Origin of the sequence: Paenibacillus larvae subsp. larvae, assembly GCF_002003265.1 — a bacterium.
Classification (GTDB): Bacteria; Bacillota; Bacilli; order Paenibacillales; family NBRC-103111; genus Paenibacillus_H; species Paenibacillus_H larvae.
In genome coordinates, this window is record NZ_CP019687.1 from 3,161,114 (window position 1) to 3,180,239 (window position 19,126).

The following is a 19,126-nucleotide window of genomic DNA, read 5'->3' on the forward strand; positions in this document are numbered from 1 at the left end:
GAGATAGTGAGGGAATCCATTATACTATATAATTTGCTATGACCCGGCCTTTTTCGGGGAAGTCTGCGTCGGCATAAAAAAACCTGTTCTCCCAAAGGAAAACAGGCTTTTTTTGGAATTTAAGTTTGCGTTTAGGCCCAGGTCGGCTGCACGGCAAGCATGCCCATATCCGGCTCTACGGCTTTCAGTTCCTGATCACTGACGCGTTGAATATCCGCACCAACGGAATTAAGGGTTGCTGCAATATCTACATAGCCACGATCGATATGATGAAGACCCGTTATCTCGGTCTCCCCTTCGGCAACCAGCCCCGCCAGGATCAGAGCCGCTCCGGCCCGAAGATCGGTTGCGCATACTTTGGCACCTTTGAGCTTTGTATTACCGGTTACGATGGCTGTTCTTCCATCGACTTTAATCTCCGCGTTCATATTGATGAACTCGTCGACATGCATAAACCGATTTTCGAACACGGTTTCTGAGACCAGACTTGTACCGTCAGCCACCATCAGAAGAGCCATCATTTGAGATTGCATATCTGTAGGGAAACCCGGGTACGGCAGCGTCTTAACATCAACTGCTTTCAGTGGTTTATCGGTTCCAATAACACGGATTCCATTTTCATCCTCTTCCAATGTTACGCCCATTTCCTGCAGTTTCGAAATTACAGGACGAAGATGGTCTCCTATTGCACCTTCCACATAGAGATCGCTCTTCGTTATCGCCGCGGCAATCATATAAGTACCCGCTTCGATCCGATCGGGAATAACCGTATGTACAGCACCCCGTAATTTCTCAACACCTTCAATACGAATCATGCCGGTTCCGGCACCGCGTACCACAGCTCCCATGGCGTTAAGGTAATTGGCCAAGTCCACGATTTCCGGCTCTTTCGCCGCATTCTCGAGAATGGTCGTCCCCTCTGCCAACACTGCTGCCATTATGATATTTTCCGTAGCACCTACACTGGCTACATCCAGATAGATTTTGGTTCCTTTGAGGCGGCCTTTCACCCGTGCTTCGATATAGCCCTGTCCCAGTTCAATCTCGGCTCCCATTGCTTCGAATCCCTTGAGATGCTGATCAATTGGTCTTGTTCCGATAGCACATCCTCCGGGAAGGGAGATCCTTGCTTCACCCAAACGAGCAAGCAAAGGCCCCATTACAAGGAAAGAAGCCCTCATCTTTCTCACGAGCTCATAGGAGGCTTCGCAGGTTTGAATAGAGTTTGCACATATTCGAATGGCATTATTTGTATATTCGAGTTTGGCGCCCAGGCTTTCCAGCACTTTATTGATTACTAGAACATCGTCAAGGGGAGGCGCGTCTTGAATGACACTTTCTCCTTCCGAAGCAAGCAAAGAAGCTGCAATAATGGGCAGCACTGCATTTTTAGCTCCGTTGACTTTGACCTTTCCACTTAATTTTCGGCCACCGCGGACGATAATTTTGCTCATCTTGGTCCCTCCGCGAACATTTTATAGTTTCTGATAACAGTTATACGTCCATTTATATCTTTTAAACAAAAGTCGACAAGTTGAACATGCAATTTTGCATCCACCATATCATTCGGCACAATTCGCGGTTTTAGTCCGTACTATTATCAATTGTTGACAAATGATGGGGAGCTTATTCCCTTAAAATCAATCAGCGAAAGATTTGATTAAGGCTAATGGACCAGCTCAAATACTGCAAGAAGAAGCTGGCTACGAGATGGCCGAGGCCCAGAGATAAAAATATCATCAGCATCTTGGCTTTGCCGCTATGCGGCCTTTTCAAGAACAGGTCAAACCGGAATTCTTGAAGAGCCCACCATGATAAACCCACTGCAAGAATATACACGGCAATATTAATAACTACCATAAAGGAAACTTCGGATGTAACCCAATTGAAGTCGGACAACGCAGGTTCCCCCTTATCGTTGATTCAGCAGTTTGGCTAACATAGTAACAAACTCGGCACGAGTGGCCGGCGCGTCAGGATGGTAGGTTCCGTCCGGAAAGCCCGTTATCCATCTGTCCGCATAAAGTTGTTTCAAATACCTGACACCCCAATAGTCTTCACTGACATCAGGAAATGGAGAGCGGCCTCTCAACTTCCCTGTTTTACCCATGCTTTCCGCCAGCATCGCAGTCATTTCCATTCGGGTCAAAGGATAATCCGGCCTAAAACTTCCGTCTTCATATCCGTTCACAAGACCGCGGTATTCCGCTTTGGCGATAAAGCTGTAAGCCCAGTGTCCAATAGGCACGTCATTGAAACGCAGCAATTTTTGCTTTTCCAAGTGAAAGGCATTTACCAGAATAGCAGAAGCTTCTGATCTGGTAATCGTCCTCTCCGGTTCAAAACGGTAATCGCCATATCCCGAAATGACCTGTTTTCTCTTAAGTTCAGCAATGCTGTTTTCTGCCCAATGCCCCCTGATATCAGAAAAACCCGCTACAAGCGGCTGTGCATGAAGCTTTAACCGGTACAGCTGGTCATCGAATCCTTTATCACTATCCAGCCGAATGTAATAATCACCCGGATCCAGTCTTAATTCTCTCTCTAGCCTTGGATCTTGAGCATCATTCGTCTGGTTTAGCACATTGTTCCAGGAATGGTCGTACACTCTCATTTTCATCTGACGATTTAAAGGAATGTCCCAAAGCTGAAATTCAACGAGACTTTCCTCCTCCAGCTTGAATTGAAACCAGTCCACGTCAGAATCATCATGAAATAGACCAAAATATTCGGTATCAAGTGCTATAAAAGAGGCTTGGTAGGATTTGTCGTTAGGTTCATTGGGATCAACGAGTTTGGGATTAAAGTCAATCGACAGGGTGTACTCTCCCATCACAGGATGATCCTGTTCCTTGGCGTTGGAAATCCGGATGTAATAATCCCCCTCCATCACATTGAGAAGCGGGGTTTGTTCATCTGCTCCTTCTCCGCCTTCGTCGAAAATTGTTGCCTTTTCTCCCTTTTTCTGAATCAATACCACCGGGTCTATTCTAGCTGTATCTACGGAACATTTCAAGCTTAACGTTCCTGATTTTTTCAAAGAAAGTAAATACCAGTCTTCATCATCTGCCTTATAAAAGGTCCCTTTAATGGTCTGACTGCGCGGCGGCAAGGCAAAAGCCTTGTATTGCTGATCGTTATATTCGAATGGGTCCTGGTAAATCAGGAAATCATTCTCAATGGTGTATCTGACTTTTCCGGGGTATTCTGAATCGGCAAGCCGGAGCCTGACCGGATTCTTTCCTTTGTCTACCGGGAGGCTAACAACTTCTCCGCTCTTAACGATTCTCTTCTTGCCCTGTTTCTCTTTACCTGAAAATGATTCGATAGAAACGTCTCTTTCGTCTTCGGTGGTTACTTTCATCTGTACTGTCCCGGGATACGGACTTTGCAGTGCAAACCAGCTTTGATCCTTTCCAGTATCGAATTCGGCTCTTTCTTTAGCGATGACCGGAAGATTAGCAGCGGTTTCCCGGGTATTATTCGGCTTAAACCGGTCCGCCAGCAAAGGTTGAACCATAGCCTCATCGGCTCTCAACATCCCATATCCTGTGTATTCATTCCATCCTGAAGGGCTAAGTTTCTCTGCGGTTTGCTTTAGCAAGTCCGCTACCTCATACGATTTCATGTCAGGGTATTTCCCCCAAACCAAAGCTGCGACCCCGGCAACCTGCGGGGCAGCCATAGAAGTCCCCCGATTATAATCATATACACCACCCATCCAAGTTGTGTATACATCAAAAGGAGCTACAATATCAAGTTCAGGACCAAAGTTGGAAAGAGGGGATTTTTGTTTGTTCGCATCCACTCCACCCACAGAAAGAACGGAGGGATAAGCTGCCGGATATTTGACGGACCCGGCTTCGTTGCCGGTTGCCGCCACCAGAAGCACATCGTGATCCTCAGCATACTTAACAGTATCTTTCATATATTCAGAATATTTATTCAGCCCAAGGGACAGCACCACGATTTTGGCACCATGGTCGACCGCATAACGAATACCTTCGCCAAGCTTTGCCTCGCTGCCGGTACCATCTGCTTCCATGGCCTTGATCGGCATAATTTTGGCGTTCGGGGCTATACCGGCAATCCCTATGTCGTTGTTGATAGTTGCCGCTATGATTCCGGCAACGTTCGTTCCATGTCCGTTATCGTCTTTGGGGGGAAGTTTGGGATTGATCAAATTAACGCCGTCTACCAGTCTACCAACCAGATCAGGGTGGTTAAGATCCACACCTGTATCCACGACAGCCACAAGTACCGTACTGCTGTCGCTTGGTGTAGCATTCCACGCCCGTTCTATACCAATTCTCTGAAGATAATCCTGCTTGCTCAGTTTAGGGTCATTGGATAAAGGGATCGCTTGGGTAGACTGGAACCCTATGCTTTCCACACCTATAAGGATAAAAACCAACAGCAAGATAAACCAGCATTTTTTCATATCAAAGAAGTCCTTCTCCAGTTAATCGAAACCATCAATTACTTAAGTCCTAAAAAGCATTTCAATTGAATTATGCAAGTGTTTAACATGCACCCTTTTAACTATACAAAGAAACCTCCCCGTAATGGATTACGAAGAGGTTACTATTATACCAAATTTACGATAAAAAAAAGGAGGTCTTTGGCAAAACTAAAGATTTGATTGATCCCTTCCAGTATGCCCTGCGGATAAAATCCGATAATCACGCCGAGCAAAGCGCAGATCCAGATGACCATTCCCAATGGAAAGGGGATACGGATCGGATTATCCAGATTGTACCGGGTCCGCATAAACATTTGTCTTAAAATGCCAAAGTAGTAGAAGAAGGAAATAACACTGGTGAGCAGCATGACGGCCGCCAGCCAGTAGTTCCCCGCTTCCATAGAACCGAGCAAAATATAAAGTTTTCCGAAGAATCCTCCCGTTACAGGCATTCCCGCCAGAGAAAATACTATAAGGGTCATAGCAACTGCTGTATAAGGCGCCCGGTAAAACAGGCCGGTGAATCCTTTAAGATCCGTAGTTCCAAGGGATTTTTCAATCACCATAAGCACTCCGAAAGCCCCGATATTCATAAACGCATAGGCAATCAGATAATAAATGAATTCAGTAAACATACTGAAATGCAATGAGCCGAAAAAAGCACCGATCGGAACCAGCAAATACCCCGCATTGGCAATTCCCGAATAAGCCAGCAGCCTCTTTACGTTATTCTGCCTTAAGGCGATCACGTTCCCGGCGATCATGGATACCGCCGCAACTACGGAAATGGCCAGAAAAACATCCTTATAAAAAACTCCCATATCTGTGATGGTGAACAATCCATAGAACAACCGGAATAAAATGGAGAAACCGGCGAGTTTGGATACGACAGCCAAAAAGGCCGTAACCGGCGTCGGGGCCCCCTGATAGACATCCGGCGCCCAGTTATGAAAGGGAGCGGCCGATATTTTAAATCCAAACCCTGCTATAAGAAAGAAAACAGCCATATACAAGAGCAGTTCGTAGGACTGGACAGCTGCCGGAAGGGTTTTGGCCATCTCCGCTATATTGGTTGTACCGCTGATTCCATACAGGAAGGACATTCCATATAAAATGAAAGCTGAAGAGATGCTGCCAAGAACTACATATTTAAAAGCGGCTTCACCTGATTTTCCCTCTTTTTTCTTCATAGCTACAAGAATATAGGTAGAAATACTCAGGAGTTCAAGACCTACATACAACGTAATTAGATCTCCGGATGAAGCTGTAATCATGGCTCCTAATGCAGCAGGGAGAAGCAGGTAGTAAAACTCACCGGTATGCGGAATTTGCTTCCGGTCCACCCACCCGATGCTCATAAACGTGATCAGGGCTGTGCTGCCGAGTATGATCAGCTTGAGTATATTTCCAAAGTCATCTACACGGAAACTTTGATGCAAAAGAACAACAGGTTCGGCAGGATTTAGCTGCTGCATCACAAAAAAGGATGACAGGAGCAGCCCTGCCAAGGAGAGCCAGCCAATAAATCCCCTATTCAGTCTGGAAGGCAGCAATAAATCCAGTAATGAAAGAACAATTGCAGTAATCAACAAGGTCAATTCCGGAAGCAGGTGTGCCAGATCTGCAGCATGTAAACGTAGCGGTTCCATCCTCTATCCCCCTATCTTCCCGGCGAAGCTTTGAATGACTTGATTGAATCCGGCAACGGTCTGCTGAAGAGGATCACTGATGATAGCCGGATAGACTCCGATAAGCACAATCGCCGCAATCAGCATCAGCATCGGCACAGCTTCAGCCCATTTGGCATCCGGGACCGCTGTTATTCGTTCCGGTGCAGGTCCATAAGTGATAGACATTACCCCACGGAGCACGTAAACGGCTGTGAAGATAATGCCGACCACTCCCACAATGGCATATCCTTTATATACGCCGAATAGTCCCAGGAACGACAGAAACTCGCTTATAAAACCGGACATGCCGGGAAGTCCCAATGAAGCAAGACCTGCTGCAAGCAGCATCCCACTGATGAACGGGGCCGGTTTCGCGAGTCCGCCCAGTCCACCTAGTTCGGTTGTACCAGTCCGTTCGTAAACAGTACCGACTAGCAGGAACAACAAGGCAGAAATCAGACCATGCGAGACAAGTTGAAAAACGGCACCTTGCATTCCGATCGTATTCATAGCCGCAAGCCCCAAAAGCACAATTCCCATGTGACTGATACTGGAATAGGCCAGTACCAGCTTGAATTCCTTCTGGACAAAAGCCAAGATGGCACCGTACAAGATATTGACCACGCCGAGAAGGGCGAGCAGCCAGGCCAAATCCACCGCTTGCTGAGGGAATAACAGAACACCGAACCTGATGAGGCCGTATGCCCCCATTTTAAGCAAAATTCCAGAGTGAATCATGACAATGGAAGGCGGGGCTTCCGTATGTACCTTCAGCATCCAGGTATGGAACGGAAATAACGGCAGCTTGATGCCGAATGCGGACAGCATGAGCAGAAACAGGCCAATTCTCATTGCCTCGCTTAGGAAGAACGGATTTTCCTGCGGTCCGTTTACAGGCATATTTACCAGTGCATTCGGATCCTGAAACAGATTATTCATAATGGTATCTAACTGTCCGCTGTACTGGACTATAACCCCGCTGTTCGACATTTCCTGAGTGAAGCCTGCTGTAACAATTACAATGAGGAAAGCAATAAACATAAGTGCCGAACCGACTCCGTTATACAATAGAAACTTCATTGACGCCTTCTCGCGGTCCATCTCCCCCCACATGCCAATCAGGAAAAACATCGGAATCAGCGTCAGTTCAAAAAACAGGAAGAACAAGAATAAATCTTGCGCAGTAAATACGCCCATTACTCCTGTTTCCAGTACTAAAAACCAAATATAGTACAGTTTCAGCCTGGTTTTAACATGAAAGGATGCGAATGCGGCAGCTATAAATACCAGAGCCGTTAAACCAACAAGAGGAAGGGATAAACCGTCAATCCCCAGACTCAAGGTCACATTAAAAAAGTAAGACTGTACTCCTTCCCCGAAAAATTCTTTATTAAGCGGGAAAGTAATCCAATTGAACGACTCTTTAAACTGCATCCCCCGTCCGGATTGAAATAACGCGTATATATAGATGAACAGCCCGGCAGGGATTAGAGTTGTCACCCAGGCAGTCCAGCGAAGGGCATGTTCTTTTGTTTTAGGAAGAAGCAATAATACAAGAACTCCCAGAAGAGGAGAAAATACAAGCAGGGTGAGCGGATTAACCAACATGGAGGAACCTCCTTCCCACCATAGCAATTACCAGAATCAGCAGACCAAACAAAGTCACCAGAGCATAAGTCTGAACCTGCCCGTTTTGCAGGCGTGAACCGGTTTTCCCAAGGCCGACTGCAACCCCTGCAACCAGTCTCACGGCACCGTCTACAACATAACGGTCTACCGCATTAAGAACCGTACCAGCTGCTTTGAGGGGAATAACGAATACCACATGGTACAGTTCATCCAGATAATATTTCCGGCTGACAAGCTGGTATAGCCAAGGAATTGTCTTGGCAACTGCAGCCGGACGGCCCGATTGTTTTCCATACATCAGATAACCTAAACCGATGCCCAAAAGCCCTGCCAGGACAGATAGAACCATCACCAGGTAATTGGTATGTCCATCCGCTCCCTGTCCGCTCAGCCAACTGCTGCTGACGAAAGGTACAATAGCCAGGCCGCCCACCACGGTAAGAACAGCCAGCACGGCCAGAGGAACCGTCATAACAGCCGGAGATTCTTTTACGGATGTTTGGCTGCGGCTTTGACCCGTGAAAACAAGGAAAAATAATCTGGCCATGTAAAATGCCGTAAAAAAGGCGGCTAACAGACCGATTACGAAAAGCAGCGGGCTTTTTCCCAGTGTTTCCGACAGGATGATATCCTTGGACCAAAAGCCGGAAAACGGGGGAATGCCGGATAAAGCAAGCGCACCAACCGCGAAGGTCCAGGTAGTCACTTTCATCTTGCGGGACAATCCGCCCATCTCTTGAATATTCTGTGTATGAACGGCATGAATGACACTTCCCGCACCCAGAAAGAGAAGTGCTTTGAAGAAAGCGTGCGTGAATAAATGAAACATGCCTGCTGATATGCTGACACCAAGCCCGAGAGCCATCATCATGTAACCAAGCTGACTGACGGTTGAATAGGCCAGCACCCGCTTGATGTCATTCTGTGCAGTACCGATGGTAGCTGCGAACAATGCGGTAAATCCGCCCACATAAGCCACAATAGTTAGGGCATCCGGCGCCGCCAGGAAAATATCGTACGTTCTTGCCACCAAATATACACCAGCGGCTACCATGGTTGCGGCGTGGATCAGGGCACTGACCGGCGTGGGACCTTCCATAGCATCCGGCAACCATGTATGAAGAGGGAATTGGCCCGATTTACCTACAGCCCCTATAAAGATCAAAAAAGCGATCCAGAATAGAACTTGCTCCCCTATCCCTCCTGTACCCTGGCTGAGCACAGACTGAATAGAAGCAAAATCAAGCACATGTCCGGGCATAACCCAAAAGAGCAGCAAAATGCCTATCAGGAGGCCTACATCCCCGATCCGGGTTATGATAAAAGCCTTTTTGGCAGCGGCTCTGGCCTCCGGCTTGTGGTACCAAAACCCGATCAGCAGGAAGGACGCTGCCCCGACGAGTTCCCAGAAGATATACAGTTCTACCAGGTTTACTGAGATCACCAGTCCCAGCATGGCAAAGGAAAATAAAGAAAGATAAGCGTAAAATACATGAATGCGCCCGTCTTCTGCCATATACCCCCTGGAATATACATAGACAAGCATACTGACGGTAGTCACCACAATAAGCATCAGCGAGTTGAGATTGTTGACTTCAAACCCCATGCGAAGCGTGTAATCGCCCACACGGAGCCAACTCCAATGATCCCATATATAGGCTGCTGTCTGATTCGAATACCTCTCGATAAATACCAGTAAAGAGAGGATCCAAGATGCAGCCATCATCAATATCGCCAGGATGACTCCCGCCGCTTTCAGCTTCCGGCCCAGCAGAATCAGCAGCAGAAAGGACAGAAGCGGTAACAAGGGGATCAGCCAGGCGTAATGCGAGTATTCTGAAACCATGTCGGATCGACTCCTCCTTTAGCGCTTCATAGAATCCATTTCATCAACATCTGCCGTTCCTTTGATTCGGTATAAACTAATCAGGATGGCAATGCCTACAGCTACTTCCGCCGCAGCCACCGTAATCGTAAATAAAGAAAAGATTTGCCCGGTCAACGAAGGCGCTATTCCCATTTTGGAAAAAGCAACCAGGTTCAGGTTAACGGCATTGAGCATGAGTTCTATAGATAGCAGAACCACTACTCCGTTCTTTTTCGTAAGTGCACCGTGCAGCCCTATACAAAACAGGATGGCTGCCAAGGACAAATAAGGAGTTGCCAGAGAATCCATCAGTCAGTCCTCCTCCCTTTTGGCAATCACAATAGCTCCTATAAAAGCAACGGTCAGTAAAACAGACATAATTTCAAAAGGAATGACATGTCCGCTGAAGAGCAGCTTACCGATTTCCAGCGTATTATCTTCCTCTCTCAGTTCGCCCGGTGAAAAGGTAGACTGCTGGATGGCATAAAAGAGAAGGCCAAACAAAGCAAGACAACCTATACCGGTAAGTACCTTCTGTGCTACCCGTCCGCCGGGTTTTTCTTCCGCCCGGTGTTTGGTCATCATGATACCGAAAATCATCAGAATGGAAATAGCTCCGGCATAGATTAGCACCTGTACAAAAGCTACAAATTCTGCCTCCAGAAGCACATATAGTCCGGCGAGACTTATAAATGTGAAGGCTGCAGACAATACCATGTAAATAACCTTTGTAAATGTGACCATATAGATAGCACCGCCAATGGCGCACATGGCAAAAAAGAGAAACAGCCAGTTGGAACCGGAAGAAAAGAAGGCCCCTATATTACTTAACATTCTTCCTGGCACCTCCCTTTGGAGCAGTCGTGATATTTTCTTTCCTTACGTTAGTGTTATTGTTGGCAAGCCACTCCATATTTTTGAAAAGCTCATCCCGGCTGTAAGTGCTTAGTTCGAAATTCCCGGTCATGACTATTGCCTCTGTCGGACATACTTCCGTACAGAAATCACAGAGGATGCAAATCTCAAAGTTGATATCGTACGTATCGATGACCTTCCCTTTCTTCTCGGGATCGGGATTCGGTTTTCCCGTTAAAGTGATGCAGTCTGTAGGACACACTTTTGCGCACATATTACAGACAATGCACTTATCAGGTTCAAAATGCTGAATTCCCCTGAAACGGTCCGGCATTTGAAGCGGAGCATCAGGGTAGGCGTACGTAACTTTTTTGGACACCATACTCTTGAGTGTGACACCAAGGCCTTTAATAATGCCTTTCAAGGGTGATCCCCCCTCATGTATAGAAATACGTATGCGAGTCTGTGGAGTCAGGAGACAAAGTGTAAGTAAATCGCGGTTACAAAAATATTTAAAAGGGCCAATGGAAGGAGTACTTTCCAGCCAAGCCCCATTAATTGGTCAATGCGAACCCTGGGGAGTGTAGCTCTAAGCCAGTAGAAGAAAAAGACGATGCAGGAAAACTTGAGAATAAACCAGATAATTCCGGGAATGAAATCCAGTATCTGCAAGGGAGGCTGCCAGCCGCCAAGAAATAAAATAGTAGTAAGCGAAGCGATAGCAAACACATATACATACTCGGCAAGCATAAAAAAAGCAAAGCGGAATCCGCTGTATTCAACATGATAGCCGGCGACAAGCTCCGATTCGGCTTCCGGCAGGTCAAACGGCGTCCGGTTCAATTCGGATACCCCTGCAATCATAAAAACAACGAATCCAATAATTTGAGGCAGAAAATTCCAGGTCCAGAAATTGGCGCCTTGAGCCTCAATGATCTGGTTCAAATTGAGCGTTCCCGTCATCATAATGATTCCGACCACCGAGATGACAAGAGGAACCTCATAGCTGATCATCTGGGCAACGGAACGCATTCCCCCAAGCAGTGCATACTTGTTGTTGGATGCCCACCCTGCCAAAATGATCCCGATTGTCGAAAGCCCGGATAACGCCACATAGTACAGAATACCTACATTCAAATCAGCGTGAATTAAACCCGGAGAAAAAGGAAGTGTTGCAATGACGGAAAAAGCCGGGACGAATGTGATGACCGGGGCCAGAATAAACAAATCCCGGGCCGCTTTTTTCGGAATGGTATCCTCTTTGATCAGCAATTTAAGAACATCCGCCACCGTCTGCAAAAGTCCCAATGGGCCCGTTCGATTCGGTCCGTGCCGATACTGCATCCACCCGATGACTTTTCGTTCAAAATAAATGGCATACGTAACAAAAACCAGCACAATGAGCAGTACTGCAACTCCATATGCCAAAAATACGGCAAAATGTCCCCAGGTAAGCTGTTCCTGCAGAAGATCCAGCATCAGCAGTCCACCTCCCCAACGACGATATCGATGCCCCCCAAAATTGTGATGAGGTTGGTCATCGTTTCGCCAATTAAAAGTTTAGGCAAGATTTGCAAATTCACAAATGAAGGCCTTCTGAATTTCAGCCGGTAAGGCTCGGGTTTACCCCGTGAAACAATATAACAGCCGATTTCACCACGAGGGGCTTCAATAGAGCAATACATTTCCCCTTCCGGAGGCTTAATAACCCTGGGGGCCTTGCCCATAATTTCCCCTTCGGGAATTTGCCGGGTAGCCTGCTCCAGAATACGCAGGGATTGCCGGATTTCTTCCAGGCGAATCAGATACCGGTCATAGCAGTCCCCGTTTTTCCCTACAGGTACGTCAAACTCAAAGCGGTCGTAAATACTGTACGGTTTGTTTTTGCGCAAATCCCACTTTACCCCCGTACACCGCAAGTTAGACCCGCTTAATCCATAGGCAATCGCGTCCTCTGCATTGTAAGCCCCCACATTTTTGATTCGTGCCAAGAAAATTTCGTTTCCGCTTACCAGTCTGTCATACTCCTCCAGTTTGCCGTACATATAAGGGATAAAGTCCTTTACCTTCTGAATCCAGCCATCTGGTGCATCCCATTTAACCCCGCCGATGCGCATGTAATTGTAAGTCAGGCGGGCCCCGCATAGTTCATTGAATAAATTAATAATGATTTCACGATCACGGAAAGCATACAGGAAAGGGCTCATGGCCCCGATATCAAGCAAATAGGTCCCCCACCAAACCATGTGGCTGGCGACCCGCTGCAGTTCCATAACAATAACCCTTAGATATTCGGCCCTTTCCGGGATTTCAATCTGCATCATTTGTTCTACCGTATGTACAAGCACATAATTATTGGTCATGGCTGAAACATAATCCATGCGGTCGGTGTAAGGAATCACCTGTGTATAGGTTAGATTCTCTGCCAGTTTTTCTGTTCCCCTGTGCAGGTACCCCATAACCGGGATGGCATCCTTGATTATTTCACTATCCAGCTTGACGATAATACGGAATACCCCGTGGGTGCTTGGATGCTGGGACCCCACGTTCAGCAGCAATTCTTCAGTACGCAACAAGAGCTACACCTCCGGGTCAAGCGGTTCATAGTCTTTTCTTAGAGGGTGGCCTACCCAATCATCGGGCATCATAATTCTTCGCAGGTCCGGATGCCCCGGAAAGTCCACTCCAAGAAGGTCATAGACTTCTCTTTCATTCCAATTAGCCGTCGGCCAAATAGGAGTCACAGAAGGAATGGAAGGCCGATCCCGATCGGTTTTCACCTTTACCATGTATTCTCTTCCAGAAGGGATTGACCTCAAGTGGTAAACCATTTCCAAATGGGATTTCTGGTCAATGCCGGTTAGATTGCTCAGATAGTTGCACGCGAATTCTTCATGCGCATGTATTTCCTCGGCCGCCTGATACCAATGCTCAGGGTGAATCACTACGCAGGGAAGATGTCCGTTAAGTTCATTGATATAGGCTTCCTGGATCACTTCTTCATGGACCCGATCTGTTAAAATCTGAACCATCCTATCCAGTAGCGGTTGATTTGGGGAAGGTTCTTTTGGTTTTGCCGCTTCTTCGGCCGCTTTGGCTGCAGCACGGCCCGCCCTCGCTTCCGCTGCCGCTTTCCGCTTCACCTCCTTGTCCGCATCTATTGCTTCCGCAGCCGTTTTTTTCGCATCCTCTGTTACCTTGCTCATCTCCCGGGCAGTTGTCTCTTCAGTTGAGGAGGAATCTACCGGTTTTCCAGCAGCTTTCTCCACTGTCTCCTCTTGCTGTCCGTTTTCATCTCCAGTTTTTTTGTTCAGATGTTCCTCGGTCACAGGTTGGTCACCCGCTTTCCGGTTTTCGCTTCATAGCGTATTTTTTCCTGCAGCTTATGAATGCCATAGATTAAGGCAGCCGGATTGGGCGGACAACCCGGGATGTAAACGTCAACCGGAACGACCTGATCCACTCCCTTAACTACTGCATAAGACTTCACATAAGGTCCTCCCGCCGTTGCACAGGACCCCATGGCAATTACCCATTTTGGTTCCGGCATCTGTTCGTATAGACGGCGCAGCAAAGGAGCCATTTTTTTCGTTACGGTTTCCGCTACGATCATTACATCGGCTTGCCTGGGAGAGGTACGAAATATGACTCCAAAACGGTCTAAATCATAATGGGCTGCCCCTGTTCCCATCATTTCTATGGCGCAGCAGGCCAGACCAAACGTTAATGGCCAGAGCGAACTGCTTCGCGCCCATGCCTTCACCTGATCCAGTGTTGTAGTAAAGACATTGCGCTGCAGTTCCTCCTGAACCTCGGGTAAGACGGCATCTAAACGGAATTCCATTTTAACACCTTCTTTTTCCAGGCATAGAGAAGTCCAACTGCCAGCATGGCAACAAAAATGCACATTTCAACTAAAGCAAACAGCCCCAGCTTTTTATAAGCTACTGCCCACGGATACAAAAAAACAGTTTCCACGTCAAAGACGATAAACATAAGGGCAAACAGGTAATACCGGATGTTAAAACGGATTTGCCCTTCCCCGACTGGTTCGTTTCCACTTTCATAGGTTGTGTACTTTTCCTGGACCGGCTTATGGGGCCTTAACCATTTTCCAAGGGTAAGTGCAGTAATCGGGAGTAGAATCCCCAGTCCAACAAAGATTGCTACAATGACATACTTTGTAGTGTACATGCCTATGTAACCGCATCCAATAGATTTAGTCTGAACCCATTTTCGGATGCATTTTTTACTTTCACCATGGATTCTTCTAGCTATCTTTCCTTCTAATAATGGAAATATCAACCTTAGGCCATTATAGCACAAGGAAAAAATAGGTGTCTAATAAAAATAATTCCAAATAAGTGTGCATGAACATATAAAAAGCCCCTGTCAAGAAGTTTTCAGGGGTAATTGGCAAAATATTCCGGTTGGAATATTTATGACATTTGTATGAACAGACATGGTTTAGGCCGCTCCTCTCTCTTTACCGGGAATGGCAGCCGCCCTCATAATGCAAAGAAGAGTCAGGATAAAGGTGCTGTAAAAGTATACGTCCCAAATATTTTACCCGCCTGTTTTTTTACGAAACGGTTTAACTACAAAAAGGAGATAAAATAAAGTTGGACAGGGTAATTGGATCAATCCCCACAATCCCCAAAACCAGGCATTCCTTCCTCTTCTTCTGGCATTGGTAAATAAACAGAAACTTTGGATGAGGAGCAGTACGATAATCAGTGGAATTAACCAGACTGCCATATCGGGAGCAATCTGCCTCATAGGACTTCGTCCTTTCTTCTTTTCCGCTGCAAAACCAGCAAATAACCGGCCGGGATACCTAAAGAAGCTGCCAGCTGGATACCCATGAAGACGGCAGGTATCTCCGTAAAGGTAAGGAAAGATACGGATATTACTGCCAAAGAAGACAATGAAAACCAGGCCAGTTCCCTGCGGGACGCAGCCTTTTGTTGTTTCAATTTTTCGGCAAGCTGTTGGTCAAGCTGCTCTGCAGAGGGTACCTTTACAGGAAAAAGCTCCTCCGCCTGTTTTAACTGCGCAAGAAGAACGTTCAGTTCCTCGGGGATATCCTCCGTCTCCTGCCTCTGTTCCCTGGGCCCCGACAAGCTCTGATTCATTTCGTCTTTACGTTTCATCTGCTTTCAGCTCCTTTCTTAGCCCTTTGAGTCCAATGGACACTCTCGATTTTATAGTACCTGTCGGAACATTCATCATCTCGGCTATCTCCTCATAAGTAAACCCATAGTAATGCTTCAGCAGAATTGAATACGGGTGCTGTCAGGAATCTTATGGAAAATCCCCATCGTCTCCGACCATTCTATATTATGAGTACCAAAATTCCATTGAAGTTTTCTCAGCGCATGCTTTTTTTCTTCCTCTATCCATTTTTTCTCCCGTTTGCATTTGCGAATCTGATCAAAATACTGCCGGGTTCCAATCGTAACCAACCAGGAGGAAAAACGGGAGGTTCCATTATACGAGGAGAGATGAGTCATGGCCTTCAGCATCGTTTCCTGCACAAAATCTTCCGCTGTTTCCCGGCTCCATGTTAACTTTAGCGCATATTTGAACAGAAAAGGATAATAGTGATGGAACAGCAAAGCCAGAGCTTTCTGATCTCCACTTTGCGCCTGCTTAATCCGTGTTTGCTCTTGGGTGGATTCCATCCCGGAAAAGCCCCTTTCCTGTGACGTCGATGATAATACGAGTACCCGACCAACATGGTTCACCGAAAAATGCAAAAAATCTGCGGCTGCATAAAACAGCCCAAGCGTATAGCTTGGGCTGTTCTCATATTGGCCTTATTGTCTTTTCAAACCATGAACTTCAAGCCGGTTCAATGCCCTTTGAAGAGCCCGTTCAGCCCGGCGGAAATCCAATTCGTCCTGCTTTTGGGCAAGGCGATTCTCCGCACGCATTTTTGCAGCTTGAGCACGTTCAACATCGATATCCCCCGGAAGTTCGGCACTTTCCGCCAGCACGATCACCTTATCTTTTTGCACTTCCATGAAACCGCCATTCACAGCTATGGCATCTTCCGTTCCATTTTCGAGCTTGGCCCGGAAAGGTGCGATTTTCAAAGGTGTGACCAGAGGAATGTGATTAGGCAGAATACCAAGCTGCCCTTCCACCCCTTCCGCGATAACCATATGAACATTTGCCTCATACACTTTGCGTTCCGGAGTTACAATTTCCAAAAGGAAAGTACTCACGTTCATTCCCCCTATAGGGCAAGCGATGACAGCATGCTTGCTGAATTACAGCGTTTTGGCTTTTTCTCTTGCTTCTTCGATTGTACCCACGTTAATGAAAGCCGCTTCCGGAAGGTCATCATGCTTACCTTCAAGCACCTCTTTAAAGCTCCGTACAGTTTCTTTAACGGGGACATAGATACCTTTGATACCAGTGAACTGTTCTGCAACGTGAAGAGGCTGAGACAAGAAACGTTCAATTCTTCTGGCACGGTTAACGGTAATTTTATCTTCTTCACTCAGTTCATCCATACCTAAGATGGCGATAATGTCTTGAAGTTCTTTATAACGCTGCAGGATCTCTTTCACGCCTTGAGCCACTTCGTAATGTTCTTCTCCGACGATTTGTGGAGTAAGGATACGGGAAGTGGAGGCAAGAGGATCTACCGCAGGGAAGATACCTTTTGCAGCAATACTCCGCTCCAAGTTAGTCGTCGCATCCAAGTGGGCGAATGCCGTAGCTGGAGCCGGGTCTGTATAGTCATCCGCAGGCACGTAAATCGCCTGAATGGATGTAACCGAACCTTTCTTGGTAGAGGTAATCCGCTCTTGAAGCTGCCCCATCTCGGTTGCCAGAGTCGGCTGATAACCAACCGCAGAAGGCATACGTCCCAGTAGTGCGGATACCTCGGAGCCCGCTTGGGTAAAGCGGAAGATATTATCGATGAAGAGAAGAACGTCCCTACCTTCTTCATCCCGGAAATACTCAGCCATTGTCAAACCGGATAGAGCCACGCGAAGACGGGCACCTGGCGGTTCGTTCATCTGACCGAACACCATCGCAGTTTTTGCAATAACACCAGAATCTTTCATCTCATGGTACAGGTCGTTCCCTTCACGGGTACGCTCGCCTACACCGGCAAATACAGAGATACCGCCGTGTTCCTGGGCGATGTTATGAATAAGTTCCTGCATGGTAACGGTTTTACCTACACCGGCACCACCGAAAAGGCCGATTTTACCACCCTTCATATAAGGAGCAAGCAAATCGACAACCTTAATTCCTGTCTCCAGCATCTCAGCTTGAGTAGTCAGATCACTATATTCGGGTGCTGGTTTATGAATCGGAGAAGTCAAAGTACGATCAGCTTCTCCATCTCCATCAATTGGTTCCCCTAACACGTTATATACACGGCCAAGTGTAGATGGGCCTACAGGAACCATAATCGGGGCTCCGGTATCCACGACTTCCATTCCGCGTACCAAACCATCGGTAGAAGACATAGCTACACAGCGAACAAGATTATCCCCTAATTGAAGTGCAACTTCTACCGTAAGATGGATACCTACTTCATTAGCCGATTCTGCTTTTTTCTCAATGGTAATTGCATTTAGAATATCAGGCAAATGTCCGCGTTCGAACTCGATATCAACAACCGGTCCCTGAACGGACACAATGCGTCCTTTGTTCATCGTTTTCCCTCCTAAGAGCTCTTCCTAAAGAAAAGCTTTCTTCATAAGCGGTACTAGGTCTTGACCCGATACCCAACCGTTTGCAGGCCGGGACTGGTCCATCCTACAGAGCATTGGCGCCAGCCACAATCTCAGAAATCTCCTGAGTAATGGCAGCTTGTCGTGCCCGGTTATAGGTAAGGGTAAGGTTGGAAATCATCTTCGTCGCATTCTTCGTCGCACTACCCATAGCTGTCATCCGAGCCCCAAATTCGCTGGCCTTGCTCTCCAATACCGCACTGTAAATCAGAGTCTCAGCATATCTTGGAAGAAGAATTTCCAGTACACCTTCCGGAGACGGTTCATATTCATAGCTGATTGTTGTAGCGTCTTCTGTCACATCATCCAGCGGCAAGAAACGTTTTTCTACAGGAACTTGGGAAATTGCATTAATGAACTGATTATATACGAGATACAATTCATCAAATTCGCCTTCTGCGAACATCGTTACCGCAGCATTGGCAATGGATTTAATGTCAGAAAAATTGACATTATCAGGCAATCCCGTTACTTCTTCTACGATGGGAATACCGCGTCTTTTGAGAAAGTCTCTGCCTTTTCGTCCTACTACAAATACCGCGTACTCGTCCTTGGATGCATGCTTGGTGTTAAAAGTATTCATCAATTTACGAAGCAAGTTAGAGTTAAACCCGCCGGCAAGCCCGCGGTCGGAAGTTATTACAAGATAGCCCGTCTTTTTGATTGGTCTTTTGTCCAGCATAGGATGCTTAAACCCTGATGTTCCGGCGGCAATGCCAGAGACAAACTCTTTGATCTTTTCCACATAAGGTCTGGAGGATTGTGCCGCTTCCTGAGCTTTCCTCAGGTTAGATGCCGCGACCATCTCCATCGCTTTGGTGATTTGCTTCGTATTTTGGATACTTTTGATCTGACGCTTAATATCGCGCATGGATACAGCCAA

The 19,126-nt window shown here is 46.9% G+C and carries 21 protein-coding genes; all 21 read right to left on the reverse strand.

The window, feature by feature from the left end:
• Positions 1 to 131: 131 nt before the first annotated feature.
• The 21 genes from murA to atpG all read right to left on the reverse strand — a co-directional run bounded on the left by murA (position 132) and on the right by atpG (position 19,126).
• Positions 132 to 1,454 carry a UDP-N-acetylglucosamine 1-carboxyvinyltransferase gene (murA, locus tag BXP28_RS16410; RefSeq protein ID WP_023484021.1) on the reverse strand — a complete coding sequence of 441 codons (1,323 nt, stop codon included), beginning with the start codon at positions 1,452 to 1,454 and terminating at the stop codon, positions 132 to 134.
• A 190-nt stretch (positions 1,455 to 1,644) separates the two neighbouring features.
• Positions 1,645 to 1,899, reverse strand: coding sequence for a DUF1146 family protein (locus BXP28_RS16415; protein ID WP_036655712.1), 255 nt, complete (start codon positions 1,897 to 1,899; stop codon positions 1,645 to 1,647).
• A 13-nt stretch (positions 1,900 to 1,912) separates the two neighbouring features.
• Positions 1,913 to 4,441, reverse strand: a complete 2,529-nt coding sequence (locus tag BXP28_RS16420) for a S8 family peptidase (protein ID WP_023484023.1) — start codon at positions 4,439 to 4,441, stop codon at positions 1,913 to 1,915.
• Between the two features lie 146 nt (positions 4,442 to 4,587).
• Positions 4,588 to 6,111, reverse strand: a complete 1,524-nt coding sequence (locus BXP28_RS16425; protein WP_023484024.1) for an NADH-quinone oxidoreductase subunit N — start codon at positions 6,109 to 6,111, stop codon at positions 4,588 to 4,590.
• Positions 6,112 to 6,114: 3 nt separating this feature from the next.
• A complete protein-coding gene (locus BXP28_RS16430) occupies positions 6,115 to 7,740 on the reverse strand; it encodes a complex I subunit 4 family protein (RefSeq protein WP_023484025.1) in 1,626 nt (541 codons plus the stop codon).
• The gene (gene nuoL, locus BXP28_RS16435) at positions 7,730 to 9,607 is read right to left on the reverse strand and encodes an NADH-quinone oxidoreductase subunit L (RefSeq protein ID WP_077585138.1); all 1,878 of its coding nucleotides are present in this window, start codon (positions 9,605 to 9,607) and stop codon (positions 7,730 to 7,732) included. The genes BXP28_RS16430 and nuoL overlap by 11 nt, the downstream gene beginning before the upstream one ends.
• Before the next feature lie 18 nt (positions 9,608 to 9,625).
• The gene (nuoK, locus tag BXP28_RS16440) at positions 9,626 to 9,937 is read right to left on the reverse strand and encodes an NADH-quinone oxidoreductase subunit NuoK (protein ID WP_023484027.1); all 312 of its coding nucleotides are present in this window, start codon (positions 9,935 to 9,937) and stop codon (positions 9,626 to 9,628) included.
• 3 nt (positions 9,938 to 9,940) lie between these two features.
• Positions 9,941 to 10,462 (reverse strand): NADH-quinone oxidoreductase subunit J, encoded by a 522-nt coding sequence (locus BXP28_RS16445; protein WP_023484028.1) that lies wholly within the window; start codon positions 10,460 to 10,462, stop codon positions 9,941 to 9,943.
• On the reverse strand, positions 10,452 to 10,907 hold the full coding sequence (nuoI, locus tag BXP28_RS16450; protein ID WP_024092873.1) for an NADH-quinone oxidoreductase subunit NuoI: 456 nt from the start codon (positions 10,905 to 10,907) through the stop codon (positions 10,452 to 10,454). Before nuoI ends, BXP28_RS16445 begins: the two co-directional genes overlap by 11 nt.
• Positions 10,908 to 10,954: 47 nt before the next feature.
• The gene (gene nuoH, locus BXP28_RS16455) at positions 10,955 to 11,962 is read right to left on the reverse strand and encodes an NADH-quinone oxidoreductase subunit NuoH (RefSeq protein ID WP_023484030.1); all 1,008 of its coding nucleotides are present in this window, start codon (positions 11,960 to 11,962) and stop codon (positions 10,955 to 10,957) included.
• Positions 11,962 to 13,059: an NADH-quinone oxidoreductase subunit D gene (locus BXP28_RS16460; RefSeq protein WP_036655708.1), complete on the reverse strand. Its 1,098-nt coding sequence runs from the start codon at positions 13,057 to 13,059 to the stop codon at positions 11,962 to 11,964. Before BXP28_RS16460 ends, nuoH begins: the two co-directional genes overlap by 1 nt.
• A 3-nt stretch (positions 13,060 to 13,062) precedes the next feature.
• Positions 13,063 to 13,812, reverse strand: coding sequence for an NADH-quinone oxidoreductase subunit C (locus BXP28_RS24790; protein WP_023484032.1), 750 nt, complete (start codon positions 13,810 to 13,812; stop codon positions 13,063 to 13,065).
• Entirely contained in the window at positions 13,809 to 14,327 is a 519-nt protein-coding gene (locus BXP28_RS16470) for a NuoB/complex I 20 kDa subunit family protein (RefSeq protein WP_023484033.1), read from the reverse strand. The genes BXP28_RS24790 and BXP28_RS16470 overlap by 4 nt, the downstream gene beginning before the upstream one ends.
• Complete coding sequence (locus BXP28_RS16475) at positions 14,312 to 14,677, reverse strand: NADH-quinone oxidoreductase subunit A (protein ID WP_023484034.1); 366 nt, start codon at positions 14,675 to 14,677, stop codon at positions 14,312 to 14,314. Before BXP28_RS16475 ends, BXP28_RS16470 begins: the two co-directional genes overlap by 16 nt.
• A gap of 372 nt (positions 14,678 to 15,049) precedes the next feature.
• Complete coding sequence (locus BXP28_RS16480) at positions 15,050 to 15,262, reverse strand: hypothetical protein (protein WP_024092868.1); 213 nt, start codon at positions 15,260 to 15,262, stop codon at positions 15,050 to 15,052.
• Entirely contained in the window at positions 15,259 to 15,636 is a 378-nt protein-coding gene (locus BXP28_RS16485) for a YxlC family protein (RefSeq protein WP_023484035.1), read from the reverse strand. The genes BXP28_RS16480 and BXP28_RS16485 overlap by 4 nt, the downstream gene beginning before the upstream one ends.
• On the reverse strand, positions 15,626 to 15,763 hold the full coding sequence (locus BXP28_RS24490) for a sigma factor-like helix-turn-helix DNA-binding protein (RefSeq protein ID WP_309564047.1): 138 nt from the start codon (positions 15,761 to 15,763) through the stop codon (positions 15,626 to 15,628). The genes BXP28_RS16485 and BXP28_RS24490 overlap by 11 nt, the downstream gene beginning before the upstream one ends.
• Positions 15,754 to 16,167: a sigma-70 family RNA polymerase sigma factor gene (locus BXP28_RS16490; RefSeq protein ID WP_023484036.1), complete on the reverse strand. Its 414-nt coding sequence runs from the start codon at positions 16,165 to 16,167 to the stop codon at positions 15,754 to 15,756. Before BXP28_RS16490 ends, BXP28_RS24490 begins: the two co-directional genes overlap by 10 nt.
• Positions 16,168 to 16,302: 135 nt before the next feature.
• A complete protein-coding gene (locus BXP28_RS16495) occupies positions 16,303 to 16,713 on the reverse strand; it encodes a F0F1 ATP synthase subunit epsilon (RefSeq protein WP_036655703.1) in 411 nt (136 codons plus the stop codon).
• Positions 16,714 to 16,758: 45 nt separating this feature from the next.
• Positions 16,759 to 18,165, reverse strand: a complete 1,407-nt coding sequence (gene atpD / locus BXP28_RS16500; protein WP_023484038.1) for a F0F1 ATP synthase subunit beta — start codon at positions 18,163 to 18,165, stop codon at positions 16,759 to 16,761.
• A gap of 103 nt (positions 18,166 to 18,268) precedes the next feature.
• Complete coding sequence (atpG, locus tag BXP28_RS16505; protein WP_036655701.1) at positions 18,269 to 19,126, reverse strand: ATP synthase F1 subunit gamma; 858 nt, start codon at positions 19,124 to 19,126, stop codon at positions 18,269 to 18,271.